The sequence below is a fragment of the Streptomyces sp. NPDC002698 genome (genome assembly GCF_042888945.1).
Taxonomy (GTDB): Bacteria; Actinomycetota; Actinomycetes; order Streptomycetales; family Streptomycetaceae; genus Streptomyces.
This window is the reverse complement of sequence record NZ_JBIAQM010000001.1, coordinates 246,320-270,569: the sequence shown is the minus strand read 5'-3', so window position 1 is coordinate 270,569 and position 24,250 is coordinate 246,320. Positions and strand designations below refer to the sequence as shown.

At 71.6% G+C, this 24,250-nt stretch carries 22 protein-coding genes; 6 read left to right on the top strand and 16 right to left on the bottom strand.

Going from position 1 to position 24,250, the window contains the following annotated elements; all coding sequences use genetic code 11:
• The first annotated feature begins 69 nt into the window (after nucleotides 1-69).
• Complete coding sequence (locus ACFYW9_RS01180; protein ID WP_387303853.1) at nucleotides 70-612, top strand: PPA1309 family protein; 543 nt, start codon at nucleotides 70-72, stop codon at nucleotides 610-612.
• A gap of 72 nt (nucleotides 613-684) precedes the next feature.
• Here ACFYW9_RS01180 and ACFYW9_RS01175 read toward each other — a convergent pair whose 3' ends face one another.
• From ACFYW9_RS01175 to ACFYW9_RS01160, 4 genes are all read right to left on the bottom strand, one after another.
• On the bottom strand, nucleotides 685-1,782 hold the full coding sequence (locus ACFYW9_RS01175; protein WP_351859182.1) for a PDZ domain-containing protein: 1,098 nt from the start codon (nucleotides 1,780-1,782) through the stop codon (nucleotides 685-687).
• A 279-nt stretch (nucleotides 1,783-2,061) separates the two neighbouring features.
• Entirely contained in the window at nucleotides 2,062-2,247 is a 186-nt protein-coding gene (locus tag ACFYW9_RS01170; protein ID WP_351859180.1) for a hypothetical protein, read from the bottom strand.
• Nucleotides 2,248-2,407: 160 nt separating this feature from the next.
• Entirely contained in the window at nucleotides 2,408-2,869 is a 462-nt protein-coding gene (locus tag ACFYW9_RS01165; protein ID WP_328671312.1) for a molybdenum cofactor biosynthesis protein MoaE, read from the bottom strand.
• A gap of 450 nt (nucleotides 2,870-3,319) precedes the next feature.
• Nucleotides 3,320-4,435 (bottom strand): SDR family oxidoreductase, encoded by a 1,116-nt coding sequence (locus ACFYW9_RS01160; RefSeq protein ID WP_389143036.1) that lies wholly within the window; start codon nucleotides 4,433-4,435, stop codon nucleotides 3,320-3,322.
• A gap of 190 nt (nucleotides 4,436-4,625) precedes the next feature.
• Here ACFYW9_RS01160 and ACFYW9_RS01155 point away from each other — a divergent pair, with 190 nt between their 5' ends.
• Nucleotides 4,626-6,056 carry a zinc-dependent metalloprotease gene (locus ACFYW9_RS01155; protein ID WP_351859177.1) on the top strand — a complete coding sequence of 477 codons (1,431 nt, stop codon included), beginning with the start codon at nucleotides 4,626-4,628 and terminating at the stop codon, nucleotides 6,054-6,056.
• Entirely contained in the window at nucleotides 6,053-6,574 is a 522-nt protein-coding gene (locus ACFYW9_RS01150) for an NUDIX domain-containing protein (protein WP_351859175.1), read from the top strand. The genes ACFYW9_RS01155 and ACFYW9_RS01150 overlap by 4 nt, the downstream gene beginning before the upstream one ends.
• Before the next feature lie 105 nt (nucleotides 6,575-6,679).
• Here ACFYW9_RS01150 and ACFYW9_RS01145 read toward each other — a convergent pair whose 3' ends face one another.
• From ACFYW9_RS01145 to ACFYW9_RS01130, 4 genes are all read right to left on the bottom strand, one after another.
• A complete protein-coding gene (locus ACFYW9_RS01145; protein WP_351859173.1) occupies nucleotides 6,680-7,435 on the bottom strand; it encodes an AIM24 family protein in 756 nt (251 codons plus the stop codon).
• Nucleotides 7,436-7,451: 16 nt separating this feature from the next.
• On the bottom strand, nucleotides 7,452-8,132 hold the full coding sequence (locus ACFYW9_RS01140) for an AIM24 family protein (RefSeq protein WP_326785629.1): 681 nt from the start codon (nucleotides 8,130-8,132) through the stop codon (nucleotides 7,452-7,454).
• Between the two features lie 11 nt (nucleotides 8,133-8,143).
• A complete protein-coding gene (locus ACFYW9_RS01135) occupies nucleotides 8,144-9,829 on the bottom strand; it encodes a TerD family protein (RefSeq protein WP_389143029.1) in 1,686 nt (561 codons plus the stop codon).
• Nucleotides 9,830-9,957: 128 nt separating this feature from the next.
• Nucleotides 9,958-10,554, bottom strand: coding sequence for a M48 family metallopeptidase (locus ACFYW9_RS01130; protein WP_351859169.1), 597 nt, complete (start codon nucleotides 10,552-10,554; stop codon nucleotides 9,958-9,960).
• A 217-nt stretch (nucleotides 10,555-10,771) separates the two neighbouring features.
• Here ACFYW9_RS01130 and ACFYW9_RS01125 point away from each other — a divergent pair, with 217 nt between their 5' ends.
• Nucleotides 10,772-11,962, top strand: coding sequence for a TOMM precursor leader peptide-binding protein (locus ACFYW9_RS01125; protein WP_389143025.1), 1,191 nt, complete (start codon nucleotides 10,772-10,774; stop codon nucleotides 11,960-11,962).
• Nucleotides 11,955-13,361 (top strand): ABC1 kinase family protein, encoded by a 1,407-nt coding sequence (locus ACFYW9_RS01120; RefSeq protein WP_389143022.1) that lies wholly within the window; start codon nucleotides 11,955-11,957, stop codon nucleotides 13,359-13,361. The genes ACFYW9_RS01125 and ACFYW9_RS01120 overlap by 8 nt, the downstream gene beginning before the upstream one ends.
• A 101-nt stretch (nucleotides 13,362-13,462) precedes the next feature.
• Here the strand turns inward: ACFYW9_RS01120 and ACFYW9_RS01115 are convergent, their stop codons facing one another.
• From ACFYW9_RS01115 to ACFYW9_RS01095, 5 genes are all read right to left on the bottom strand, one after another.
• Nucleotides 13,463-13,687, bottom strand: a complete 225-nt coding sequence (locus ACFYW9_RS01115) for a hypothetical protein (protein ID WP_351859163.1) — start codon at nucleotides 13,685-13,687, stop codon at nucleotides 13,463-13,465.
• Between the two features lie 140 nt (nucleotides 13,688-13,827).
• A complete protein-coding gene (locus tag ACFYW9_RS01110; RefSeq protein ID WP_351859161.1) occupies nucleotides 13,828-14,151 on the bottom strand; it encodes a hypothetical protein in 324 nt (107 codons plus the stop codon).
• A complete protein-coding gene (locus ACFYW9_RS01105) occupies nucleotides 14,148-14,516 on the bottom strand; it encodes a WhiB family transcriptional regulator (protein ID WP_028802016.1) in 369 nt (122 codons plus the stop codon). The genes ACFYW9_RS01110 and ACFYW9_RS01105 overlap by 4 nt, the downstream gene beginning before the upstream one ends.
• A 176-nt stretch (nucleotides 14,517-14,692) precedes the next feature.
• On the bottom strand, nucleotides 14,693-15,019 hold the full coding sequence (locus ACFYW9_RS01100) for a hypothetical protein (RefSeq protein ID WP_389143018.1): 327 nt from the start codon (nucleotides 15,017-15,019) through the stop codon (nucleotides 14,693-14,695).
• 164 nt (nucleotides 15,020-15,183) lie between these two features.
• Entirely contained in the window at nucleotides 15,184-17,379 is a 2,196-nt protein-coding gene (locus tag ACFYW9_RS01095) for an ATP-dependent DNA helicase UvrD2 (RefSeq protein WP_351859157.1), read from the bottom strand.
• Nucleotides 17,380-17,678: 299 nt separating this feature from the next.
• Here ACFYW9_RS01095 and ACFYW9_RS01090 point away from each other — a divergent pair, with 299 nt between their 5' ends.
• Nucleotides 17,679-17,933, top strand: coding sequence for a mycoredoxin (locus ACFYW9_RS01090; protein WP_326785638.1), 255 nt, complete (start codon nucleotides 17,679-17,681; stop codon nucleotides 17,931-17,933).
• Nucleotides 17,934-18,002: 69 nt separating this feature from the next.
• Here the strand turns inward: ACFYW9_RS01090 and nudC are convergent, their stop codons facing one another.
• From nudC to ACFYW9_RS01075, 3 genes are all read right to left on the bottom strand, one after another.
• The gene (gene nudC / locus ACFYW9_RS01085) at nucleotides 18,003-18,947 is read right to left on the bottom strand and encodes an NAD(+) diphosphatase (RefSeq protein ID WP_328448471.1); all 945 of its coding nucleotides are present in this window, start codon (nucleotides 18,945-18,947) and stop codon (nucleotides 18,003-18,005) included.
• Between the two features lie 95 nt (nucleotides 18,948-19,042).
• On the bottom strand, nucleotides 19,043-20,455 hold the full coding sequence (locus ACFYW9_RS01080; RefSeq protein WP_389143013.1) for a dipeptidase: 1,413 nt from the start codon (nucleotides 20,453-20,455) through the stop codon (nucleotides 19,043-19,045).
• A gap of 10 nt (nucleotides 20,456-20,465) precedes the next feature.
• The gene (locus ACFYW9_RS01075) at nucleotides 20,466-24,119 is read right to left on the bottom strand and encodes a UvrD-helicase domain-containing protein (protein ID WP_389143010.1); all 3,654 of its coding nucleotides are present in this window, start codon (nucleotides 24,117-24,119) and stop codon (nucleotides 20,466-20,468) included.
• Between the last annotated feature and the right edge of the window lie 131 nt (nucleotides 24,120-24,250).

Genomic DNA, 24,250 nt, shown 5'->3' with positions numbered 1-24,250 from the left:
CATCTATGCAACTTACTCACGCTTTACTCGGTTCCCGATTCAGGTTACGAACGAGGCAGGATTGTGACCATGTCCAACACTCCCATGGCAGCGAGCCCCCTGACCCGGGCCGTACTCGAGATCGACGAGTACGCCTCCGGCCTCGGCTGGGATCAGCCCGCCCGCCTTTTCGCCCTCGTAGACACCGCACGGCTGCGGGCCCAGGAACCCGGCCTCGCCGCTCAGCTCGGCCTGGAGCACGAGCAGGAGACCACCGGTCTCACCCCCGTCGAGCAGGAGGAGATCCCTGCCGGCAAGCCGCTGGACGAGTTCCTCGGCACCATCGCCTGGCCCGACGCCGTCGTCGGCTGCGCGCTCACCGTGGAGCGGCTGATGCTGCCGCCGTCCGCGGAGAACTCGGTCCCGGAGGGTCTGAGCGGCAAGAAGCTCACCCAGTGGGTCGCGGCGCACCCGGACCGCCAGGAGGTGCGCATGACGGTCGGTGTCCTGCGCGACGGCACCCGCGACTCGGCGCTGCGGCTGCGCGAGAAGGACGCGGCGACGGAGGTGCTCACCGGCGCGGGCCTCGTGCCGGGACTGGCGGAGGCGCTGTCGGCGACCTTCGCGGACTGATCCGCGCACGGACGCGGCAGGGGGCGCCCCGCGACTCGCGAGGCGCCCCCTGCCGTGGGCGGGCGGTGTCCGTCAGCCCTTGGTGCCGCACTTGGGCAGGTCGGACGTCCGGCCCGCGTTGATGTCCTTGAGGGCCTTCATCGCGTCGTCGAGGGTGTCGACCTTGACGAGCCTGAGTCCGTCGGGGGTGTCCTCGGCGGCCTCGGCGCAGTTGTCCTTGGGCGTCAGGAAGTACTGGGCGCCCTTGTTGCGCGCGCCGACCGTCTTCATGTCGATGCCGCCGATCGGGCCGACCTTGCCGTCGTCGTCGATGGTGCCGGTGCCGGCCACGAACTTGCCTCCGGTGAGGTTCCCCGGAGTGAGCTTGTCCACGATGCCGAGCGAGAACATCAGACCCGCGCTCGGGCCGCCGACGTCGGCGAGCTTGATGTCGATGGTGAACGGGAACGTGTGGTCGATCCCGGCCGAGATCCCGACGACCGCGCGGTCGGCGCTGTCGTCGTCGGACTTGACCGTGGTGATCGTCACATCCTTGGTCGCGGTCGCCGTCGTGTGTTCCTTCGTGGCGGCGGCCTGCTCCTTGGCGGGCACGATCCTGAACACGACCTTGTCACCGGGCTTGTGCTTGGTGACGAGCTTCCCGACGTCCTCGGGCTCCTTCACGGCCGTACCGTCGACGGCCTTGATCACGTCACCCGCGTGCAGCCGTCCCTCGGACGGAGAGTCCTTGACGACGGTGGAGACGATCACCCAGGACTTCACGGGGATGCCCAGTTCCTTCAGGGCGGACACCTTGGCGCTCTCCTGCGACTGGCTGAACTCCTCGGCGTTCTCCTGCGTCGACTCCTGCTCGGTCTTGCCGTTCGGGTAGAGCGTGTCGTGCGGCACGATCTTGCTGTCGTGCGCCAGCCAGCCGTACACGGCCTCGACGAGGTTCATGTTGTAGTCGGCGCTCGTGACCCGGACCGTGGTCATGTTCAGGTGTCCGGTCGTCGGATACGTCTTGCGCCCCGAGATCTGCAGCACCGGCTCACCGTCGTGGTCACCCAGCGTGTTCACCGTGGGACCCGGTGACATCTCCGAGTACGGCACTTTGATGAACACTCCCGCGCACAGGAGCGCGATCAGGATCAGAGTGGAGGCGAGCATCGTCGCGGTGCGGCGTGGCATGGAACGACAGTACGGGACGGTGGTGTAGGCGCACCGTCGGGGCCGTCCGTACGTGGTGGGCCCGGAACACGCCCGAAAGGCACGAAAAAGCGTGTTCCGGACGGGCACCCCGAGGCACTCCGCACGGGACCCTTCGATCCCGGCCCGAGACCTTTCCGAGCGGGCCCGGGACGGTTCGGAGCCGACCCGGGATGGTTCGGAGCCAGCCCGGGACAGCGGACACGGCCCCTCGAACACACGGACGCGTCGCGCGAGCCCGGAGGGACCGACCGGTGGACCTCAGAGCGCGTCGGAGTGTGACTTCTCCCGGGCCCCGGTCCGCTCCATGGCCTCACGGAAGCGCGTGTATCCGGCGAGCTCGACACCGTCTCCCGCGGCCTTGCGATTCCGGCCGGCCCAACTGCCCCACAGACTGGCACCGATCGCGGCCATCAGCGGAATCAGCAACCAGGCAAGCGCCGCCATGTCGACCTCCCAACCCCAAGAGCGACCGCTACTGACTGATCAGCAGATTAACCATCCGCAGTGCCAACGCTCGCGGCAGGGCCCCGGTTACGCAACCGGACGGCGGTTATCGGTCGATCGGACCCGGATGGGTGCCGGTCGCCGGAGGATCCGGCCGCTCTCAGCAGGCGCCGACCCATTCCTGCGAGCCGTCGGAGAACCTCTGGTGCTTCCAGATCGGCACCTCGTGCTTGAGGTCGTCGATGAGCTTGCGGCAGGCCTCGAAGGCCTCGCCACGGTGCGGGCACGACACGGCGACGATCACGGCCAGGTCCCCGACCCGCAGGTCGCCCACCCGGTGAACGGCCGCCAGCGCCCGTACCGGATAGGCGGCCGCCACCTTCTCCGCGACGCGACGCATCTCCGCCTCGGCGGTGGGGTGGGACGAGTACCCGAGCTCGTCGACGTCGGCGCCGCCGTCGTGGTTCCGCACGGTCCCCACGAACAACGCGGTCCCCCCGGCGGCGTCGTCCCCCACCGCCTTGAAGACCTCGTCCAGGGAGAGCGGTTCGTCGCGGATCGCGAGCAGCCTGATCGGGTCCTGCGCGGCCCGCTCACCGGGGTGGTCGTAGGTAGATGCCATGCCCCCCATCGTGCCGCACCCCGCCGACCCGGTGGAATACGGCTTTCACCCGGCACGCACGCGTACCGCTTGGAGCCTCCTCCAGACGGCCCGGCACGGCGCGGCACGGCGGGGTCGGTCTGGGGCTCAGCCCGACACGGCGCGGCACGGCGGGGCCGATCGAGGGCAGCGCGCCTCAGCCCGGCACGGCACGGCACGGCACGGCACGCAAAGGTGCAGCCCGGCACGGCACGGGCTCAGCCCTGCACTGCCCGGCTCAGCCCGGACCGGCTCAGCCCGGCGTGGCCCGCGGCCCAGCGCGACGCGGCCCGTCTGGGACCGGCGGGCCCGTCGGGGATTGTCGAGGACCAGCGCCGCCTGTCGAGAACCGTCGGGGACCAGCGCCGCCCCGCGAGAACCGGCGTGGCTCGTCGGCGGTCACCCCGGTGGCGTAGCGGCGCGGATCCGTTGTCAGAACCTGCGCCGGGCCTTCCGGGCCCGGCGGACCACCGCCGCCGCGCCCAGCAGGGCCACCGTCGCGCCCGCGGCGCCCGCCGCGGTCGCGTCCTTGCGGCCCAGCCTCCGGCCGGCCACCGTGTGGCGCCCCGCGACCTCCTCCAGCAGTTCCGCCAGGACCTCCTCGTTGGTCCAGCGCGGCCGCCACCCGGCATCGTGCAGGCGGCTCCCGCTCACCACCCAGGGGTACATCGTGTAGGCGAGGTCCCCGGCGGGCGAGGGAGTGAGCCCGATCCGGTGAAGCCGGGCGGCGGCGCCCAGCGCGACCGCGGAGGGAAGCTCCATCCGCCGGATCCCGCTCAGCTCCTCCACCTCCTCCTGCTCCAGCCAGCCGTCGCACCCGACGGCCAGCTCGCCCTCGACCTTCTCGACGACCGCGTACTCCAGCGCGGCGCACAGGTCCTCGACGTGACAGAACTGCCACACGGGCCTCGACCCCGCCACGACGAGCAGCCGAGGGGACTCGAAATACCTGGTCAGCGCGGTGTCCGTACCGCCGCCGACGAGTACCGCGGGCCGTACGACGGTCACGTTCAGCCCGGGGTGCGCCCGCGGCGCGCGGCGCGCGAGCCGCTCGATCTCCAGCAGGTCGCCGACACCCGTCGCCTCCGCCGTCGCCCGCAGTTCGGCGTCCTCGGACAGGGGCAGTTCATTGTCGGGCAGCGCTCCGTAGACCATCGCCGACGTGCACAGCACGACCCGGTGGACCCCGGCCGCCGCGGCGGCGGTGAGCACGGTCTGCGTCCCCCGGACGTTGTAGGCGGTCCGGGCCGCCGCGTCCGTCTCCAGATCGAGGTCGAGCGCCAGATGGACCACGACGTCCGCCCCGCGCAGTTTCTCGGCGATCGCCGGGTCCCGGACGTCCAGGATGTGCCACTCGGCGTCGGCGCACTCGCCACGCCGCTCGTCGATGGCGACGACCCGCTTGATCTCCTCGCTGGCGGCCAGCCGCTCGGTGAGCAGCGCGCCCACACCGGCCGCCGCGCCGGTGACCGCGACGACGGGGCCGCGCGAGGCTGGGCTGGTTGAGTGGTTTCGCGCTGCGCGAACCTGCGGATCTGGGGAACTCACCGGGCGTCTCCAGCGGTTGTCTTCAGTAATGGACGCGTCTGACGCGTCCCTACCAGTTGGCATCCATCCTGCCGCAGGCGACGAGTCGGCGAAGCACCGAGGCCCGATCGGGTTCAGGTGTCTACGCTGGGTGGTGTTGTGGGCAGTCGCCGTCGGAACGAACCGGCGGCCTTACCAGCCGAGGAATCCCGTGAGTGACACCCCATTCGGATTCGGCCTTCCGCCGGAGGAGCCGGACAACGGCGACGAGGGCAAGAAGAAGGACCAGCAGAGCGGTGGTGGTCAGGGACCGTTCGGTTTCGGGCTGCCCGGAGCCGGAGGCCCAGGAGCCGACAATCCGCTCGCAGCCATGTTCGGTTCGATGAACCCGAACGACCTGGGCGCCGCGTTCCAGCAACTGGGACAGATGCTCTCGTACGAGGGCGGCCCGGTGAACTGGGACATGGCCAAGCAGATCGCCCGGCAGACGGTCGCCCAGGGCACCTCCGACGGCACCAAGGACGCGAGCGTCGGACAAGCCGAGCGGCTCGCGGTCGAGGAGGCCGTCCGTCTGGCCGATCTGTGGCTGGACGACGCGACGTCCCTGCCGTCCGGCGCGGCCTCCGCGCTGGCCTGGAGCCGGGCGGAGTGGGTCGAGGCGACCCTGCCGGTGTGGAAGGAGCTCGTCGACCCGGTCGCCGAGCGGGTCGGCGCGGCCATGGGCGATGTGCTGCCCGAGGAGATGCAGGCCATGGCGGGCCCGCTGATCGGCATGATGCGATCCATGGGCGGCGCCATGTTCGGTACGCAGATCGGCCAGGCCGTGGGCGTGCTCGCCGGAGAGGTCGTCGGCTCGACCGACATCGGTCTGCCGCTCGGCCCGGTCGGCAAGGCCGCGCTCCTGCCGCTGAACATCGAGTCGTTCGGCAAGGACCTGAGCGTCCCCCAGGAAGAGGTACGGCTCTACCTCGCCCTGCGCGAGGCCGCCCACCAGCGCCTCTTCGCCCACGTGCCGTGGCTGCGCTCGCACCTGTTCGGCGCTGTCGAGGGATACGCGCGCGGGATCAAGGTCGACACCGCGAAGCTGGAGGACGTGGTCGGCCAGTTCGACCCGCAGAACCCCGAGGAGCTCCAGCAGGCACTCCAGCAGGGCATGTTCCAGCCCGAGGACACGCCGGAGCAGAAGGCGGCGCTGGCCCGCCTGGAGACGGCGCTCGCACTGGTCGAGGGCTGGGTCGACGCGGTCGTCCACTCGGCGGCCAAGCCCCGGCTCTCGTCGGCCGACGCGCTGCGCGAGACGCTGCGCCGCCGTCGCGCCACGGGCGGTCCCGCCGAGCAGACGTTCGCCACCCTGATCGGTCTGGAGCTGCGCCCGCGCCGGCTCCGCGACGCCTCGCGCCTGTGGGCCTCGCTCACGGACGCGCGCGGTGTCGACGGCCGGGACGGCCTGTGGGCCCACCCGGACATGCTGCCGACGGCGTCCGACCTGGACGACCCGGACGGCTTCGTGCACCGCGAGCACATGGACTTCTCGGAGATCGACAAGATGCTCGGCGAGGCCGCGAGCGGCACCGCCGAGAAGCCGGACCTGAAGAAGCACGACGACACGGAGGACTCCGGCAAGGGCGACGGCGCCGAGTGAGCCTGCACGACGACGCGGCCCTCGTGCTGAAGAACCACGAGGGCCAGGAAGAGCTGCGCCAGGTCTATCTGGACCACCTGTCCGCGCATCCGGACGGGATGTGGAAGTCCTGCCGGACCGGGCATCTCACGGCGAGCGCCCTGGTGATGGACCCGTCACGCGGCCGCGTCCTGCTGACGCTGCACCGCAAGCTCCAGATGTGGCTCCAGACGGGCGGACACTGCGAGCCGGGCGACTCGACCCTGGCCGAGGCCGCCCTGCGCGAGGCGGCGGAGGAGTCGGGCATCGAGGGTCTGACCCTGCTGCCGGGCGGCCCCGTGACGCTGGACCGGCACGCCATCCCGGCGCCGTGCCACTGGCACCTGGACGTCCAGTACGCCGTCCTCGCCCCCGCCGACGCCGTCGAGGCCATCAGCGACGAGTCCCTCGACCTGCGCTGGTTCGCCTACGACGAGGTCGCCGAGGCGGCCGACGATTCTGTCGTACGGCTCCTGGAGGCGGCCCGCGCCCGGCTGTGACCGGCGCGCGGCCGGGCAGGGGTGAGGGGCGACCGCCCTTGCGGTCGCCCCTCACCTGTCCGACCTCCGTTCGCCCGGCCCGTCGCCTTCCGGGACGGGCGGACGTCAGCTCCAGGCGTTGCCCTGGTTCTGCGCTTGCACGCCCTGCTGCCCCATGCCGTACTGGGCACGCAGCCCCTGGCCGATCACCGCGTTCTGCGGCGGCAGCAGTTCACTGGGCTGAATGAGCGCGTAACCGCTGCCCATGAAGCTGAGCTCCCAGCCCTCACCGGTGTTGCCCCGGCGCCGCCACACTCCCGAGGAGTGGGTCTGGGCCTGCATCTGCACGCGCAGACCGGTGGACCACGCGACGATCGCGTCGGCGTCGCAGTTGACGTACTTGTCCGGGGTGACCTGCATCATCAGCGGCATCCCGGAGGTCATCAGCGCGACCTTGCCGCGTCCCGTGATGTTGAGCTGGTACTTGCCGGAGCCGGAGATGCCGTACTGGCTGTCCACGGCGATGACCTCGTGGTGCAGACCGGAGTCCATCGCCAGCACATAACTGCTGTCGACGGTGAGGCCTTCCTGCTCGATGTCGACCACGTGCACGTGCTGGCCGAGGTTGGCGAGGTAGACCGTGCCCTGCCCGTGGCAGCGCATCAGGTCGAGGCCCTCGCCGGTGTGCGCACGCGAGCGGCGCTGGCCGTTGTTCTGGTACTCGGCGTCGAACTCGACGAGACCCTGGTACGCGACCATGGTGCCCTTGCGGGCGAGGATGTCGTCGTGACCCCCCAGGACGACGCGCAGCATCTGCGAGTTCTGCAGGCTGTAGCGGTCCTGGGTCTGCTGCTCGTTGTAGCCGAAAAGCGGGCTCTGCATGATGTCCTGCTCCCCCTCAGCCCCGGACTCGGAGGCGGTCGGTGCTGTCCTCGCTGGGCTGGACGACGACGATGCCCTGCCCGGAGAACGCCATCTGGTACGCCTCGCCGCTGCCGCGTCCGATCAGCGACTGCGCCTTGAAGCTGCGCTTGCCCTTCACCTTGAGGTTCGGGGACCAGGCGACGAGCGCGTCCGGGTCGACGTACGTCTCGTCCTCACCGCCGCCGCAGTCGACGACGATCGGCTTGCCGCGGGAGGTCAGCGCCACCCAGCCCTGACCGGAGATCTTGGTGTTCCACAGACCCTGTCCGGCGAACTTGGCGAGCCCCTTCACGCGCTCGACGCCCCACGTGAGGTGGGCGTCGAAGGCGAGCAGATTCGTCGCGTTGACGGAGATCGCGTCCCCGTTGAGGTTGATCACGACGACGTTCGCCCCGTAGTCGGCGAGGTAGAGCAGGCCGTCGCCGGAGCACTTCATGAGGGGCGCGCCCTCGCCGGTCATCCAGTCGCGGGCGATCTGGCGTACGGCGGGCGGGTTGGGCTCGTACTGGACGAACCCTTCGTAGGCGACCATCGACCCCACGCGCGCGAGGAGGTCGTTTCCGGTCTGCATGGCGACCTTCAGCATGTGATTGCCGTGGTTCTCCATGCGCGCGGTGACGGGCGCAGGGGCGAAGCCCGCGAGTGGCTGGTTCATGACGGGCTCCCTCAGACCTCGTACGGCTGGACGACGACGAAATTGCCGGGCGCGGCACGGAACTGGAGGTTCACGCTCTCCCCGGTGTCACCGGCGTAGGCGTTCCGGCGCATCCTCACCTGGCTGGAGACGATCACCTGCGCCGCGGCGGACCAGGCGACGACGGCGTTGCAGTCGGCGAACGTCGTGGGCGTCACCGGCAGGACGACGGGCGCGCCGTGCGTCTTGACGACGATGGTGCCCGTCCCCTGGAACTGCATCGTGAACAGGGCGCCCCCGGGGATGCCGTGGCCCTCGATGCGACGGACCTCGTACTGGAGGGACTCGTCGAAGGCGAGGACGTTCTCCGCGGAGACACAGATCGCGTCCCCCTGGAGCTCGATGGGGTGCACATGGGTGGCGTTCTCGGCGAAGAACACCTGGCCCTGGCCGGTGCAGCGCATCAGCTGCATCTCCTGGCCGGTGGCGTTGCCCACGATGCGGCCGGCGAATCCGGCGCCCTTGTAGCTGAAGTCGACCTTGCCCTGGTACAGCACCATGCTGCCTTGGCGGGCGAGTACGGGCTGGCCTCCGACGCCGAGGTCGACACGGATGAGCTTCTTGTTCTGCGGAGTCCACCGCTGGCCGGTGGGCGTCTCCTTGAAGGCTCCCAGCGCCGCGGCCACACCGGCCCCGCCCTGCGGAGCGCCCTGGGGTGCGCCGTAGGGGGACGGGGCGCCGGGCTGGCCCGGGTACTGCCCGGGTGCCTGGCCGGGGATCTGGCCGTACGGCGGCTGCTGGCCGTAGCCGGGGGGCGCCGTCGGGGGCTGCTGGCCGTATCCGGGAGGAGCGGTCGGTGCCTGCTGGCCGTAGCCGGGCGGCATGTGAGCCGTCTGGCCGGGCGGCTGCTGGCCGTAGCCGGGCGGGGGGCCGGGCGGCTGCCCGTAGGGCGCGGGGCCCGGCGGCGGGACGGTGCCGCCCGGCGGGGTGTGCAGCGGCGCCACGATCGTCGGCGCGCCGTGCATCGATGGCGCGGGGGCGGGCGGCGCGACCCCGGGGGGCGGCGCGAAGCCCTGCGCGGGCGCCGGAGCGGGAGGCGCGGGAGCGGGCGCCGGCGGCGCGCCGAACGCGGGCGGGGCGAAGGACGGAGCCGCGCCGGACTGCGGCTGCGGGGCGGCGGCGGGCTCCTCCTCGGCGACCTCGCCGCCGAAGTTCTTCAGCAGCGCGTCGAGACCGCCGTCGAAGCCCTGTCCCACCGCGGCGAAGCGCCAGACGTCCTTGAGGTAGAAGTCGCCCAGCATCACGGCGCGCTCGGTGGAGAACTCGGTACCGCTGAACGCGTACCGGGCCACCTCCTCGCCGCCCGCGACGACGCGGAGGTATCCGGGAGCGATCTGCGACATCTGTCCGGCGCCGTCGATCGTCGCCGTGAACGACAGCTTCTGGATCTGCGCCGGAATCCGGTCGAGAGTGACCCGGAAGGACTCCGTGTCGCCCGACTGCGCGCCGAGGAGCTGGATGGACTCCTCGGGGGACTTCGGCTGGTTGAAGAAGACGAAGTACCGGTCGTCCGACAGCCGTTCGTCGGCGTCCAGACCGAAGCAGCTGATGTCGAAGGTGAGCCCGGGGCCGGTGATCTGCACGCCTACGTACAGGTCCGTGCCCGCGGTGAGGTCACTGATCTTGGCCTTGTGGCCGCGTTGGAATTCCCTGGCCATGCGTAACGACCGTCCCCCATCCCGAATGCGAGTGCGTCGCGCCAGGCTAACGGCAAAGTCCGGAAGTGGAAGAAGCCGGTACAGACCCGGTACACAATCGCACTCCGGACGGGACGGTCCGCGCGCCCCTACTCGTCGCGTGCCGCCGGGAGGTGGGGCAGCCGCTCCGCGGCGACGACGCCCTCGAGATAGCCGCGGGCGCGCTCGGTGCGCGGATAGGCCTCCAGGAGCCGCCAGAATCGGGGCCCGTGACCGGGTACGAGCAGATGGGCGAGCTCGTGGAGGAGGACGTAGTCGACGACGTACTCGGGCATGCCCTGCAGCCGGTGCGACAGGCGGATGCTGCCCTCGGCGGGGGTGCAGGAGCCCCAGCGGGTGTTCTGGTTGGTGACCCAGCGCACCGACTTGGGCCGCGCGCGACCGTCGAAGTAGTGGGCCGACAGCCGCTCGGCGCGTTCGGCCAGCTCGGTGTCGCCGAGCACCCGCCGGCTCTCCTGGGCGGCCAGTTTGTCGAGCATGACGGTCACCCAGCGCTTCTCCTCCGCCTCGGACATCCGGGCGGGGATGAGGACGACGGTGCGGTCGCCCTCGCGGTACGCGGAGACCGTTCTGCGCCGTCGGGCGCTCCTGCGGACCTCGATCGCGCTCGCCCCCGAACCGCTCGGCGGCGGGCTCGTCGTGCTGCGCTGTGATGTCGCGGCGCTGTGCGGTGGGTCGGCGGGCACGCCCCGACGTTACCTGCTGCACATGGCTGAAGTCCCGCCCCCGGGACGGTTCGATGCCGATCCGCGCTCTGCCCGTCTGATTCGTACGACGAACGGTGCCGTCTGTGGACAACTTTCGGCGGGGTCCGGCGGGCACGGGCATGCTGGCACTCGGTCCGCGCTGCGGGAGTGCGTCGCGGACATACGGGGACGTACTACGGGTCTACGGGGGTAGGTCATGCATCCGATCGTGAAGCCCGCTCTGCGGCGCGGCTGGCGGGATCTCAACACCGTGCAGTTCGGGATGACACCGGCGCACGCGATGGTGCTGGGCCCGGTGGACACGGCGACAGGCAGCTTCCTCGAACTGCTCGACGGGACACGCGGAATGCCGCTGCTACGCGAGCAGGGACGCGAGATGGGGCTGCCCGACGGCCATGTGGACGGGCTGGTGGACCGGCTGGCCGGGTCCGGCCTCCTGGACGACACGACCGGGGGCGGCCCGGCCGCGGACGCTCTGCGCGAGAGGAAGGAGGTCATGGAACGGCTGCGGCCTGACCTCGCCTCCCTCTCCCTTCTCTCCCGCGAGCCGGGCGGGGCCGTCGAGCGCCTGGCCGCCCGCCGCCACCTGCGCGTACGGGTGCGGGGCGCCGGCCGGGTGGGGGTCCTGCTGGCCGCGCTGCTCGCGGGCGCCGGTGTGGGGGAGGTCGAGGTGCGTGACCCCGGCCGTGTCGAACCGTGGGACGTGGCGCCCGGCGGCCTTCCCGTCGAGTCCATCGGTGAGCGCCGGGAGGACGCCGCCCGGCGGGCGGTGCGCCGCGCCGCCCCGGACCGTCCTCCCCGCGCGTCCGCCAGGGACGAGAAGGGGGAGGAGACGCGCGGACTGTCCCTCGTGATCCTCGCTCCCCGGGACGGCCTCGCCGTCCACGCGCCGGACCCCGTCTCGGCCGAGGGCCTGATCATCTCGGGGACGCCCCACCTCTACGCGGGGGTCGCCGAAGCGACCGGAGTCGTGGGTCCCCTGGTCCTGCCGGGCGACACCGGCTGCGCGGGCTGCCTGGACCAGCAACGTGCCGACATGGATCCGACCTGGCCGCGGCTGGTCGCGCAGTGGCGCTCGGGGCGGCAGCGCCGGGTGGCCGCGTGCGATCTCGCCCTGTCCGCGATGGTCGCCGGACTCGCCGCGAGCCACGCGCTCACCTTCCTGGACGGGGATCCGCCCGCCTGCACGGGGGTCCGCTGGGAGGCGTCCCTGCCCGGATGCGAGTGGCGGTCGACACCGGTCCGGGCGCACCCCGCCTGCTCCTGCGGCACCGCTACGAAAACAAATGGTGGGCGAACCCCCGAGGACGGCGAAGCACACGCGACAATGTCAGGGCGACAGCCGCACGCGGCACAGCTTGCTGGGACCTGGAGGGCGCATGTCTGATCTTCCCCGGAAGGCAGTCACCCGGACTGCCAAACTGGCCGCGCTGCCACTCGGCTTCGCCGGGCGGGCGACCTGGGGACTCGGGAAGCGGATCGGCGGGAAGTCGGCGGAGATCGTGGGCCGCGAACTCCAGCAGCGCACGGCCGAACAGCTCTTCAAGGTCCTCGGAGAGCTGAAGGGCGGTGCGATGAAGTTCGGGCAGGCGATGTCCGTGTTCGAGTCGGCGCTGCCGGAGGAGATCGCGGGCCCTTATCGTGCGGCGCTGACGAAACTCCAGGACGCGGCGCCTCCCATGCCGACGCGCACGGTCCACTCCGTTCTGGAGGAGCGGCTCGGCGCGAACTGGGCCGAGCTGTTCGTGGAGTTCGAGGACAAGCCGTCGGCGGCCGCCTCGATCGGCCAGGTGCACCGGGCGGTGTGGCACGACGGACGGGAGGTCGCCGTCAAGGTTCAGTATCCGGGGGCGGGCGAGGCCCTTCTGTCCGACCTGACCCAACTCAGCCGCTTCGCCCGGCTCCTGGGGCCCCTGATCCCCGGAATGGACATCAAGCCGCTCATCGCGGAGCTGCGCGACCGGGTCTCCGAGGAACTCGACTACTGCCTGGAGGCGCAGGCTCAGGCAGCGCACGCCGAGGAGTTCGCGGACGACCCGGACGTGCTGGTGCCCGCGGTGGTCCACCAGTGCGAGCAGGTCCTGGTGACGGAGTGGATCGACGGTGTTCCGCTGTCGGAGGTGATCACCGACGGCACGCCGGAACAGCGGGACCGCGCCGGCCAGTTGCTGGCCCGGTTCCTCTTCTCGGGCCCGGCCCGCACCGGCCTGCTGCACGCCGATCCGCACCCGGGCAACTTCCGTCTCCTGCCGGACGGGGAGGGCGGCTGGCGACTGGGTGTCCTGGACTTCGGCACGGTGGACCGGCTTCCCGGCGGTCTGCCCCAGCCGATCGGCGATTCCCTCCGGATGACCCTGGACGGCGACGCCGAGTCGGTCTACGAACTGCTCTGCGAGGAAGGCTTCGTCAAGGAGTCGATAGACCTCGCACCCGACGCGGTCCTGGACTATCTGCTGCCGATCATCGAGCCGGCCGAGGTGGACGAGTTCACCTTCACCCGAGGCTGGATGCGCAACCAGGCCGCCCGCATCGCCGACCCGCGCTCCCCCGCCCATCAGTTGGGCAGGCAGTTGAACCTGCCGCCCGCGTATCTCCTCATACACCGGGTGACCCTCAGCACCATAGGTGTCCTGTGCCAGCTCGGCGCGACGGTCAGGCTGCGCGACGAACTGGAGGAGTGGCTGCCGGGGTTCGTGCCGAAGGAGGGCCTGGAAGCCGAGGACCTGGAAATCGGGGAACTGGAAGTCGGGGAACTGGGCGAGGAAGTGGCGGCGGCCGAGGCGTGAGTCCGCGTCCCGTCGCGGCCCGGCCGGGGGCGGAAGGAGCGGCCGTCGGGTCCGGACAGCGGGGCGGCGGGGCGGCGGGGCGGGGCGGTCGTCGGGTCCGGCTACCACCAGGCCGAGTCGAGACGGCCCTCGATCGCTCTGAGGTTGCTGCGGGCGCAGTCGTCGCAGAAGTAGTGACGGGTGCCGTTCTCGACGGAACAGGTCCACGTCGGCCGGGGGCCGGTGGCCGTGGTGCCGCAGAGGGCGCACACGATCTTCTCGGCTTCGTCGGCGTCGGGCTTCGGTGCGGGGCCGGTGCTGTCACTGTCTTCGGGAAGACTCGTCACCTAGGCGACGATATCGCCGCGGCGGGCGGTTCGCGCGGTGCAACGCACCGCGGGGGCCGGTCCCCTTCGGACCGGCCCCCGCGGGCTTTCCTGCGTGTGAGTGCTGCGACTGCAACGGCTGCTACGACGGCGTGCGTCGATTACTGCATGACCGCCATGGCCAGCGCGCGCCGGGCTCGCATCGAAGCGCGCTCGGCCTTGCGCTGCATGCGGCGAGCGGTCACCAGGCGCATGGCCCGGCGTTCCTGCTCGGCCTGGTGCAGTCGCTCGTGCATATGCGCACGAGCCAAGGCTTCTGGGATGAGTTGCATCTCTCGGGTCCTGTTCTGACGCGAGTCGTTCGCGCCGGTGCTGGCGAAGTCTGGGGTCGCGGAGCCTGCGGGCTCGCTCGTGGACGGCTTCATCGGGGCCTGCTTCTTGGGGTCGTGCGTCAGGGGGCGGTCGATCGTTCCTCGGATGTTCATGCGGCGACCGGGTTCTTGCGCGGGCGGCCACGCGGCCGCTTGCGGGCCACGACAACACCCTGGACGAAGAGCTCGCCACCCCAGACGCCCCAGGGCTCACGCCGCTCCTTGGCGCCGGCGAGGCAGGCCTCCATCAGCGGGCAGGTGCGGCAGAGGGACTTGGCGTACTCGACATCGGCCGGCGACTCGGCGAAGAAGACCTCCGGGTCGTAGGAACGGCAGGGGACGGGCACGCCGAGGTTCTCGATGGCGTCGTCGAGCGCGGTGAGCGCGGTGAGGGGGATCAAGGTGGAGTCCTCCGTGAGGCCGGGCGGGGGGATCGTTTCGGAAGGCGGTACGGACGGGGCGTGCGCTTCGAGTTGCACGGTTCGTCTTCCTCGTCTGGTCGTGCCGGCCGGGGTCGGCCGGTTGGCGGCTGGTACCGGGTTCTTTTCTTGTCCCGAGGCCCCTTCGCTCTGCCGTCCCCGGTCGGGGACAAACAGAAGGGCCGCGGATCCCGGGTGGGGTTCCGCGGCCCTGAAGGCGCCGGCCTGATGGTGGATCAGGCTGGATCACTCCAGGGTTCAGGCCCACGGAAGGCCCACATCGTGTGGTGCTGCTGCGTCTGCTTCAGGGATCCGGCACCGGCTGCCGCAAAGGCATAGGCATGTGCTTCTGCCACTACTGCCGCTTCCAGTGCCTGAATCGGTCGCTCATTGCGCTCACGGACGGGAAGACCCGTGAGAGACAGGGAGGACGCCGGCCGGACGGCAGGAACGCCGGACAGACCGGTACCCAGGTTCGAGACGCCGAGCGGGCACGTGGAGACGACGACCGAGGGATCGGTCATTTTCACGGTGTTGATGAAGCTGGTGTCGATGCTGATCACTGGAATCGCCTCCTCTCGGCGTCTTGGGGGACCGGGGCGAACCGATCCGACGGATATTAAGTACAGCACGGAACCAGGGCCTTCGAGAAGGCCGCTGCTGCCGTGGTTAAGAACCTATGGGGACTGCCGGGGCATGCGCAAACTATTTTCCCGACGAGTTTGAATCAGTTGCCCTCATCGTGTTCCGCGACCTCCCGACCTGCGCAGATGGCCAGAACATCGGCTCCAAAACGGTTCAGTTTGCGGACACCGACGCCGGGGATGCGAGCGAGCTCGCCCCCGTCGTCCGGCGCGGTCTCCGCGATCGCCATCAGCGTTCTGTCGGTGAAGACGCAGAACGCGGGCTGTCCGCTGCGCTCCGCCTGCACCGCGCGCCACTCGCGCAGCCGCTCGTAGAGACCCTCGTCCATGTCGGAGGGGCAGCCGTCGCAGCGCATCAGCTTCATCTCACCCGCGTCGGTGAGCGTGCGGCCGCAGACCCGGCAGCGCGCGGGGCTGCGGCTCGTACGCCGTTCGGCGGCGAGGCCCGCTCTCGCGGCGCCGCGCTCGATACCGCCGCCGGCGGCGCCGGCGCGACCGCCCGCCGTGGCGACGGAGCCGGGACGCAGACCGTCGAGGAACCGGCTGGGGCGCCGGCCCGCGCGGCCTCCGGGCGAGCGGGCGAGCGCCCAGGAGACGAAGAGGTGCTCTCTGGCGCGGGTGACACCGACGTAGAGCAGGCGGCGCTCCTCCTCGATCTGTTCTTCGGTCTTTGCGTAGGTGATCGGCATCATGCCCTCGGCGACCCCCACCAGGAAGACGACGTCCCACTCCAGCCCCTTGGAGGAATGCAGGGAGGCGAGGGTGACGCCCTGCACGGTCGGGGCGTGCTGGGCACTCGCGCGTTCGTCGAGTTCGGCCACCAGGTCGCCGAGCGTCGCGCCGGGCTTGGCGATCGCGAAGTCCTGCGCGAGGTTCACCAGGGCGGCCAGCGACTCCCAGCGCTCTCTGACCGCGCCGGAGCCCGCCGGGGGTTTGCCGGTCCAGCCCTCTCCCGAGAGCACGGCGCGGACCTGCGACGGCAGGTCGACGACGTCGTCGAGGAGCGAGTCGTTGCCGCCGAAACGGGCCGCGGCGCGCAGGGCCGCACCCGCCTTGCGCACCTCGGGGCGGTCGAAGAACCGCTCGGCGCCACGCAGCTGGTAGGGCACACCCGCGTCGGCGAGCGCCTGTTCGTAGGTCTCGGACTGGGAGTTCGTGCGGAACAGGATCGCGATCTCGCCGGCGGGGACGCCCGAGGCGATGAGGTCGCGGATGCGGCGGGCGGCGCCCTCGGCCTCGGTGGGCTCGTCCGTGTACTCGGCGTAGACGGGCTCGGCGCCCGGGGGCCGCTGGGAGATCAGTTCGAGACGGTGCTCGGCGGCCCGGCCGCGGGCCTGGGAGAGCAGTCCGTTGGCCAGGTGGACGACCTGGGGCGAGGAGCGGTAGTCGCGGACGAGCTTGACGACGGTGGCTCCGGGGTGGCGGGTGCGGAAGTCGAGAAGGTGGTCGGGGGTCGCACCGGTGAACGAGTAGATCGTCTGGCTGGCGTCGCCCACCACGCAGAGACTGTCCCGCTCGCCGAGCCACAGCTCCAGGAGGCGCTGTTGGAGCGGGCTGACGTCCTGGTACTCGTCGACCACGAAGTGCTGGTACTGGGAGCGGACCTGCTCGGCGATGTCGTGCCGGTCCTGGAGGATGGCGACCGTGAGCAGCAGGACGTCCTCGAAGTCGATGACCGCGCGGTCACGCTTGAGGTCCTCGTACGCCGAGTAGATCTTGGCGGTCTCGGCCGGGTCCCGGGGGGCTTCGCGTCCGGCGCGGGCGGCGGCCGCGGCGTAGTCGGCGGGGATGGTCTGGGTGACCTTGCACCACTCGATCTCGCCCGTGACGTCCCGCAGCTCTCCCCGGTCGAGGCGGATGCGGCAGGCGGCCGCCGCGTCCGCGACGAGCTGGATCTTGCGGTCCACCAGCCGGGGCAGTCCGCCACCGACGGCTTTCGGCCAGAAGTACTGGAGCTGGCGCAGCGCGGCCGAGTGGAAGGTGCGGGCCTGGACTCCTCCGGCGCCGAGCTGGCGCAGCCGGCCGCGCATCTCTCCCGCGGCCCGGTTGGTGAAGGTGACCGCGAGCACGCTGGAGGGCTGGAGGATCCCCGCGCGCACCCCGTAGGCGATGCGGTGGGTGATCGCCCGCGTCTTGCCCGTGCCGGCTCCCGCCAGCACGCACACCGGACCGTGCAGGGCGGTCGCGACCGCGCGCTGCTCGGGGTCGAGCCCGTCGAGCACCGCGTCGGCCGTGTCCGGAACCTGCGGGAAGAGGGTGGAGTGCGTTGCTGCTGTCACACAGCCATGCTGCCAGGTCGGCGGAGGCGGGTGAGCCGGTTGTCCACAGGGAGACGGCTGCGGTCGTACGAATGCGGCGAGCGTCACGTGCGCCGGGTGTTCCGGGGGCGCCTTTCGGCCATGCCCCGGTGTCACGCTCCTGCTTCGCCGCGACCGTGTCACCTGCGGTGGGACGCGGGTGCGGCGAGCGTCACGTCCCGGCGGGCGGCCCCGATACCCCCCACGGGAATGGTGACCGGACGACCTGCGTTCCACTTGCAGCGACCACGCACCCGAAGCCGTGAAGGAGCGCATGAGACATGCAGGGAACTGTGACGATGTACAGCACCACGTGGTGCGGCTACTGCCGTCGGCTCAAGAGCCAGATGGACCGTGAGGGCATCGCGTACAACGAGATCAACATCGAGCAGGACCCGCAGTCCGCGGCGTTCGTCGAGAAGGCGAACGGTGGCAACCAGACCGTTCCGACGGTCCTGGTGGTCGCCGCCGGCGGCGCCGAGGTCGTCATGACGAACCCGAGTCTCGCCCAGGTGAAGCAGGCCCTCACCGCCTGACCTCACGCGCGCACGGCAATGCCCCTCCGGCGAGCTCGCCGGAGGGGCAGCGTCATGTCCGGGGCGTGCTCAGGGGGCGTTGCGGGTCGGCAGGGGCTTGCCGTACCAGAGCTCGATCAGGCGGGCCGCGATCGAGATCCCGTAGGGAGGCAGGACCTCCCCGGACTCGAAGGCGGACCGCAGGTCGTCCCGGGAGAACCAGCGGGCTTCCTCGATCTCCTCGCCGTCGACGTCGATCTCCGACGAGGTGGCGCGGGCCCGGAAGCCCAGCATGAGGCTGGAGGGGAACGGCCAGGGCTGGCTGGCGACGTAGTCGACCTCGCCGACCGTGACTCCGACCTCCTCGAAGACCTCACGGCGCACCGACTGCTCGATCGACTCGCCGGGCTCGACGAAGCCCGCGAGGGTGGAGAAGCGGCCTTCGGGCCAGTGCACCTGCCGGCCCAGCAGGATGCGGTCCTCGTCGTCCGTGACGGCCATGATCACGGCCGGGTCGGTGCGCGGGTAGTGCTCGGCGCCGCACGCCGGGCAGCGGCGGATGTGACCGGCGGCCGCGATGACGGTGCGCTCGCCGCAGCGGGAGCAGAAACGGTGCAGTCGCTGCCAGTTCTCCAGCGCGACCGCGTGGACCATCAGACCGGCGTCGCGCGGGGACAGCAGGAGACCGGCCTCGCGCAGGCCCGCCGGGCGGGCGGACTGGTCGATCCGGCCGGGAAGCGCGTCCTTCTGGAGCGCGAAGTAGCTCACCCCGTCGTCGTCCGTGCCCAGGAAATAGCGGTGGGCCTCGGTGAGCGGGGCCTCGAAGGAGGGCGTCATCAGCAGTTCGGTGGTGCCGTCGGCCATCTCGTCGATGAGCACCTGACCGCCGGAGACCACGAAGGCGCGGGTCGTGGGGTGGCTCCAGGCCGCCGCGAGCCAGGCCTCGTCGAGCCGGTGGTGGGCGGCCCGGTCAATGCCGCTCGGAGCGGTGAGCGAGATGGGACGGTCGGCGCTGTGGTCGGTCCAGGTGGTCACGGATGCTTCCAACTCCCCCGGTGGAACGGTTATTTCGGCGGGCGGTTCAGCAGGACGCGCGTGCGGTGCGCTCTTGGGGCTGCGGTTCGGCTTGTTCAGTGTGTCTCGCGCCAGTTCTCGGCGAGGTCGCCCCACAGGTAGGCGGCCGTCTCCACGCCCTTCATGAGGAGGTCGAGTTCGACCTTCTCGTTGGGGGCGTGCCAGCCGTCGGAGGGAACGGAGATGCCCAGGAAGAGCACCGGGGCGCCGAGGACTTCCTGGAGGTCGGCCGCCGGTCCCGAGCCGCCCTCGCGGGTGTAGCGGACCGGCTGCTCGAAGGCCCTGCCCATGGCGCGTACGACGGACTGCAGGGCGGGGTGGTCCAGCGGGGTCAGGCACGGGCGGGTGGCCGCGCCGAACGTGATCTCGTGCCGGATGCCGTCGGGGACCTGCCCGGCCGCCCAGGCGCGTACGGCCTTCTCGATGTGGTCCGGGTCCTGCCCGGCGACGAGCCGGAAGGAGAGCTTCACCAGCGCCGAGGACGGGATGACCGTCTTGCTGCCCGCGCCCTGGTAGCCGCCGCCGATGCCGTTGACCTCGGCGGTCGGGCGGGCCCAGACGCGCTCCAGGGTGGTGTGACCGGCCTCTCCGTGGGTGGCCGTCGACCTGGCCGTGCGCAGCCAGCGTTCCTCGTCGAAGGGCAGCTCGGCGAAGAGCTCGCGCTCGCGGTCGGTGAGTTCGGTGACCCCGTCGTAGAAGCCGGGCACGGCCACGCGCGCGTGCTCGTCGTGCAGGGCCGCGACCAGGCGGGCGACCGCGGTGGCGGGGTTGGGCACGGCACCGCCGAAGGATCCGGAGTGGATGTCCTGCTCGGGTCCGTGCAGGACGATCTCGCACTCGGCGAGGCCCCGCATGCCCGTACAGACGGTGGGGGTGTCCTCGGACCACATGCCGGTGTCGGAGACGATCACGGCGTCGGCGGCGAGCCTCCGCGCGTGCTTCTCGACGAGCTCGCGGAAGTGCGGGGAGCCGGACTCCTCCTCGCCCTCGATCAGCAGCTTGAGGTGCACGGCCGGGGTGGTGCGGCCCGTGGCGGCGAGGTGGGCCCGGACGCCGAGTGTGTGGAAGAACACCTGGCCCTTGTCGTCCGCGGCCCCGCGCGCGTGGAGGCGGTTGCCCCGGATCACCGGCTCGAAGGGGTCGGTGTCCCAGCCGTCCTCGCGGGCGGCGGGCTGCACGTCGTGGTGTCCGTAGACGAGGACCGTGGGTGCGTCGGGGTCCGCGGAGGGCCACTCGGCGAAGACGGCCGGCGCGCCCGCGGTCGGCCAGACCTCGCAGGTCGGGAAGCCCGTCCTCCGGAGTTCGGCGGCGAGCCAGTCGGCGCTGCGTGCCACGTCCGCGGCGTGCTCGGGCTGAGCCGAGACCGAGGGGATGCGCAGCCACCGACCGAGGTCGTCGAGGAAGGCGGCGCGATGGGTCTCGATGTACGTACGGACGGTGCTGACGGCGTTGTCAACGGGCTTGCTCATGTTCCTGAGCCTATCCGCCCACGAAGGCGTGTTCGTCCGGCGGTTCTCCCGGGGCCTCGTCCTGTACCCCCGTCGGGTCCTCGGTGAGCAGCCGTTCCAGCGCCGCGCGGTCCGGGAGGCCGTCCGGTCGTACGACCTCCCCGTCGCGGACGTACAGGAACGCGGCCGTGACGGATTCCACGGGCACTCCCTGCCGCTCGGCCCAGCCCAGGCGGTACAGCGCGAGCTGGAGCGGGTCGGCCGTGCGGCCGTGGCCGGTCTTCCAGTCGACGATCTCGTACGTCGTCTCCTCGCCTTCGCCGTTCCTGTAGACGGCGTCGATCCGGCCGCGGACGACCCGGCCGGCGATCGAGAGCTGGAAGGGCACCTCGACGCGGTACGGGGTGCGCTGCGCGTAGGGACTGTGTTCGAAGGCGTCCTTCAGGGTCTCCAGGTCGTGCTCGTCGGCGATCTCCGCCTCACCGCCGGGCAGGTCGTCGGGGTCCAGCATCGGCAGCCGCAGTTCTTCGAAGCGGGACTCCACCCAGGCGTGGAAGCGCGTGCCCCGGCGTGCGGCGGGCTGCGGGGGACGCGGCATGGGGCGGGCGAGTTCCTGTGCGAAGCCGTCCGGGTCGGCGGCCAGGCGCACCAGCTGGGAGGCGGTGAGCGAGGCGGGCAGGGGGACGTGGGTGACGCTCGCGCGGGCGCGCATGAGCTCCCCGGCGAGCGCGTCCAGGTCGCGGTCCCAGGACGCGAGGGTGCGCGCCTCCTCGGGCGTGAGGCGCTCGGTCCCGGTCTCCCGGGGGTGCCGGCGGTCGGCGGGGCCCTGGGCCTGGTGCGGCACCGTGGGACGCTCGCCCCCGCGGCCGGCCGGGCGCTCTCCCGGCCGCTCCGTCGCCCAGAAGTCCCAGTCCGAGCCGTCGCCTTCGGGAAGGGCACCCTCCGGGACACCGCCCCGCGGGGAGTGCTCTCCGGGAAGGCCCCCTTCGGGGAACCCGTCTTCTGGGAGGCCGTCCTCGTCGTACTCGTCGTACCCGTCGTACTCGTCGTAGGGCGGGGTGTCGTCCTCGGGCGGGGGCGGCCATTCCGGATCGTCGTACGAGCCGGGGTCGTGGGCGGCCGGGTAGGAGTGCCCCTTACCTCCGTCGGCGTCGTCGCCCGGGTGGGCCCCGTCGTGAGAGGCGACCCGCTCCAGGTGGGCGAGTACGGTCTCCGCCGCCGCGCGGCGGCGGGCGAGGGCCTCGTCGTCGAGCGGGAGCGGCCAGGCGTGGTCGGCGGCGGCCTCGCGCAGGGCCGGGTTCTCCTCGTCCTCGGCCGGTTCGTCCGCCCAGACCTCGATCTCGCCGTGTCCGGCCACGCAGTGGTCGTAGAGGGCGTGCAGGAAGTCCGAGGGGCCGCGCGTCCGCTTCTGGGAGGGCCCCCACCAGTGGCCGGAGCCGAGGAGGAGCGAACGGGGGCGGGTGAACGTCACGTAGCCGAGGCGCAGTTCCTCGGTGTGCTGGTGAGCCTTCATGGCCTCGTGGAAGGCCTTGATGCCCTTGGCGTCCCAGGTGTCGACGTCGGGCAGCGTGTCGGCGTCGCCGCGCAGCCGGTGCGGCAGGACCTTGCCCTGGGCGGTCCATTTCTCGCGGCCCTGGCCGCTGGGGAAGGTGCCCTCGACGAGGCCGGGGACGGCCACCACGTCCCATTCCAGGCCCTTGGACTTGTGCGCGGTGAGCACCTTGACCGTGTTCTCGCCGCCGGGCAGGGCGTTGTCCAGTCCCTTCTCGTACTGCGCGGCGGTGCGCAGGAACCCGAGGAAGGCCAGCAGGCTCGCCTCGCCGTCGCCGGAGGCGAAGGACGCGGCGACGTCCAGGAAGTTGGACAGGGTCTCGCGGCGGCGGGCGGCCAGGGCGTGCGGGGACGCGGAGAGCTCGACCTCGAGGCCGGTGACGGCGAGGACCCGGTGCAGGACGTCCATGAGCGGGTCGGCCAGCGAGCGGCGCAGGTCGCGCAGTTCGGCGGCGAGCCGCGCGAAGCGCACGCGCGCGTCCGGCGAGAAGGGCAGCCCGTCGTCGTCCCCCGCGGCCTCGAAGGGCGTCTCCAGGAACGTGTCGAGGGCGTCGGCGAGCGATATCACCTCGGCCGGGTCGACCCCCTCGACGGCCGCCGCGAGCCTGCGGTCCGGATCGTCGTCGGCCCCCGCGCGCGCGTGGGAGACGAGCAGCCGGGCGCGGCGCCCGAGGAGGGCGAGGTCGCGCGGACCGATCCGCCAGCGCGGACCGGTGAGCAGCCGGACGAGGGAGGCGTTCGCCCCCGGGTCCTGGAGGACTTCGCAGACAGCCACGAGGTCGGCCACCTCGGGCAGGTGCAGCAGGCCGGAGAGGCCCACCACCTCGACGGGGATGTCACGGGCGACGAGCGCGCCCTGGATCTCGGCGAAGTCGGTGGCTGTGCGGCACAGGACGGCGATCTCGGCGGGTGCCTTTCCGGTGCGGACGAGATGGGCGATCGAGTCGGCGAGCCAGCCGATCTCCTCGGCGTGGGTGCGCAGCAGCGCGCAGCGCACCAGGCCGTCCCGCTCGGCCCCGGGGGCGGGCCGCAGGGCCTCCACGCCCGCGTGCATGGCGCGCAGTGGCTCCGCAAGGCCGTTGGCGAGGTCGAGGAGGCGGCCGCCGCTGCGGCGGTTCTCGCTGAGCGACTGGCGGGTGGCGGGGCGGCCGTCGGGGCGCGCGAAGTGCTCGGGGAAGTCGTCGAGGTTGGCGACGGAGGCGCCGCGCCAGCCGTAGATCGCCTGGCAGGGGTCGCCGACCGCCGTGACGGGGTGCCCTGTGCCGCCGCCGAACAGCCCGGCGAGCAGGATGCGCTGGGCCACCGACGTGTCCTGGTACTCGTCCAGCAGGACCACCCGGAACTCGTCGCGCAGGATCTCCCCGACCTCGGGACGGGTGCTGGCGAGGGTGGCCGAGAGGGCGATCTGGTCGCCGAAGTCGAGGAGGTCACGCTCTCGTTTCGCCGCGCGGTAGCGGCCCACCAGCTCGGCGAGTTCGCGCCGGGCCGCGGCGGCCTCGGGGACCTTGCGCAGATCCGCGTTGGTCAGTCGCGCGCTCTCCAGGGTGCGCAGCAGCTCGGCGTCGTGGGCGCGCAGGTCCCCGGCCGTCACGAGGTGTTCGGAGAGCTCGGAGTCGAGGGTCAGGAGGTCCCCGACCAGGTCGGGGAAGGAGCGGGTCAGTGCCGGGTACGGGCCCGGTGCCTCGCGCAGCACGCGCGCGGCGAGCTGGTAGCGGGTGGCGTCGGCGAGGAGCCGGGACGTCGGTTCGAGACCGATGCGCAGACCGTGGTCGGTCAGCAGCCGGCCCGCGAAGGCGTGGTACGTGGAGATGACCGGCTCGCCCGGCGGGTTGTCGGGGTCGATGACGTCCGGGTCGGTGACTCCCGCCTTGACGAGCGCCTTGCGGACCCGTTCGGCGAGTTCGCCCGCCGCCTTGTTGGTGAACGTCAGGCCGAGGACCTGCTCGGGGGCCACCTGCCCGGTGCCGACCAGCCACACCACGCGGGCCGCCATCACCGTGGTCTTGCCCGAACCCGCTCCGGCCACGATCACCTGCGGGGCGGGCTCCGCGGTGATGCACTGCGTCTGTTCCGGGGTGAACGGGATGCCGAGGAGCTCTTTGAGCTGTTCGGGGTCGGTGATGCGGGCGGGCATGTCGCAGAGGCTAGCGGCGTCCGCTGACAGCGGTGGCCAGATCGGCGCAGATCGGCGCTCGGGGCGAAAGAACAGCAGGTCAGCACATGTGGTGCTATGCGTCACTCGCTGACGTCATGTCCCCGGAGCCG

Coding starts and splice junctions, on each gene's coding strand:
- ACFYW9_RS01140 (WP_326785629.1), bottom strand. CDS start 8,132: ATGAACCAGCCACTCGCGGGCTTCGCCCCTGCGCCCGTCACCGCGCGC.
- ACFYW9_RS01110 (WP_351859161.1), bottom strand. CDS start 14,151: ATGAACATCCGAGGAACGATCGACCGCCCCCTGACGCACGACCCCAAG.
- ACFYW9_RS01165 (WP_328671312.1), bottom strand. CDS start 2,869: ATGGCATCTACCTACGACCACCCCGGTGAGCGGGCCGCGCAGGACCCG.
- ACFYW9_RS01135 (WP_389143029.1), bottom strand. CDS start 9,829: ATGGCCAGGGAATTCCAACGCGGCCACAAGGCCAAGATCAGTGACCTC.
- ACFYW9_RS01120 (WP_389143022.1), top strand. CDS start 11,955: ATGTCTGATCTTCCCCGGAAGGCAGTCACCCGGACTGCCAAACTGGCC.
- ACFYW9_RS01170 (WP_351859180.1), bottom strand. CDS start 2,247: ATGGCGGCGCTTGCCTGGTTGCTGATTCCGCTGATGGCCGCGATCGGT.
- ACFYW9_RS01180 (WP_387303853.1), top strand. CDS start 70: ATGTCCAACACTCCCATGGCAGCGAGCCCCCTGACCCGGGCCGTACTC.
- ACFYW9_RS01175 (WP_351859182.1), bottom strand. CDS start 1,782: ATGCCACGCCGCACCGCGACGATGCTCGCCTCCACTCTGATCCTGATC.
- ACFYW9_RS01075 (WP_389143010.1), bottom strand. CDS start 24,119: ATGCCCGCCCGCATCACCGACCCCGAACAGCTCAAAGAGCTCCTCGGC.
- ACFYW9_RS01145 (WP_351859173.1), bottom strand. CDS start 7,435: ATGCAGAGCCCGCTTTTCGGCTACAACGAGCAGCAGACCCAGGACCGC.
- ACFYW9_RS01125 (WP_389143025.1), top strand. CDS start 10,772: ATGCATCCGATCGTGAAGCCCGCTCTGCGGCGCGGCTGGCGGGATCTC.
- ACFYW9_RS01080 (WP_389143013.1), bottom strand. CDS start 20,455: ATGAGCAAGCCCGTTGACAACGCCGTCAGCACCGTCCGTACGTACATC.
- ACFYW9_RS01090 (WP_326785638.1), top strand. CDS start 17,679: ATGCAGGGAACTGTGACGATGTACAGCACCACGTGGTGCGGCTACTGC.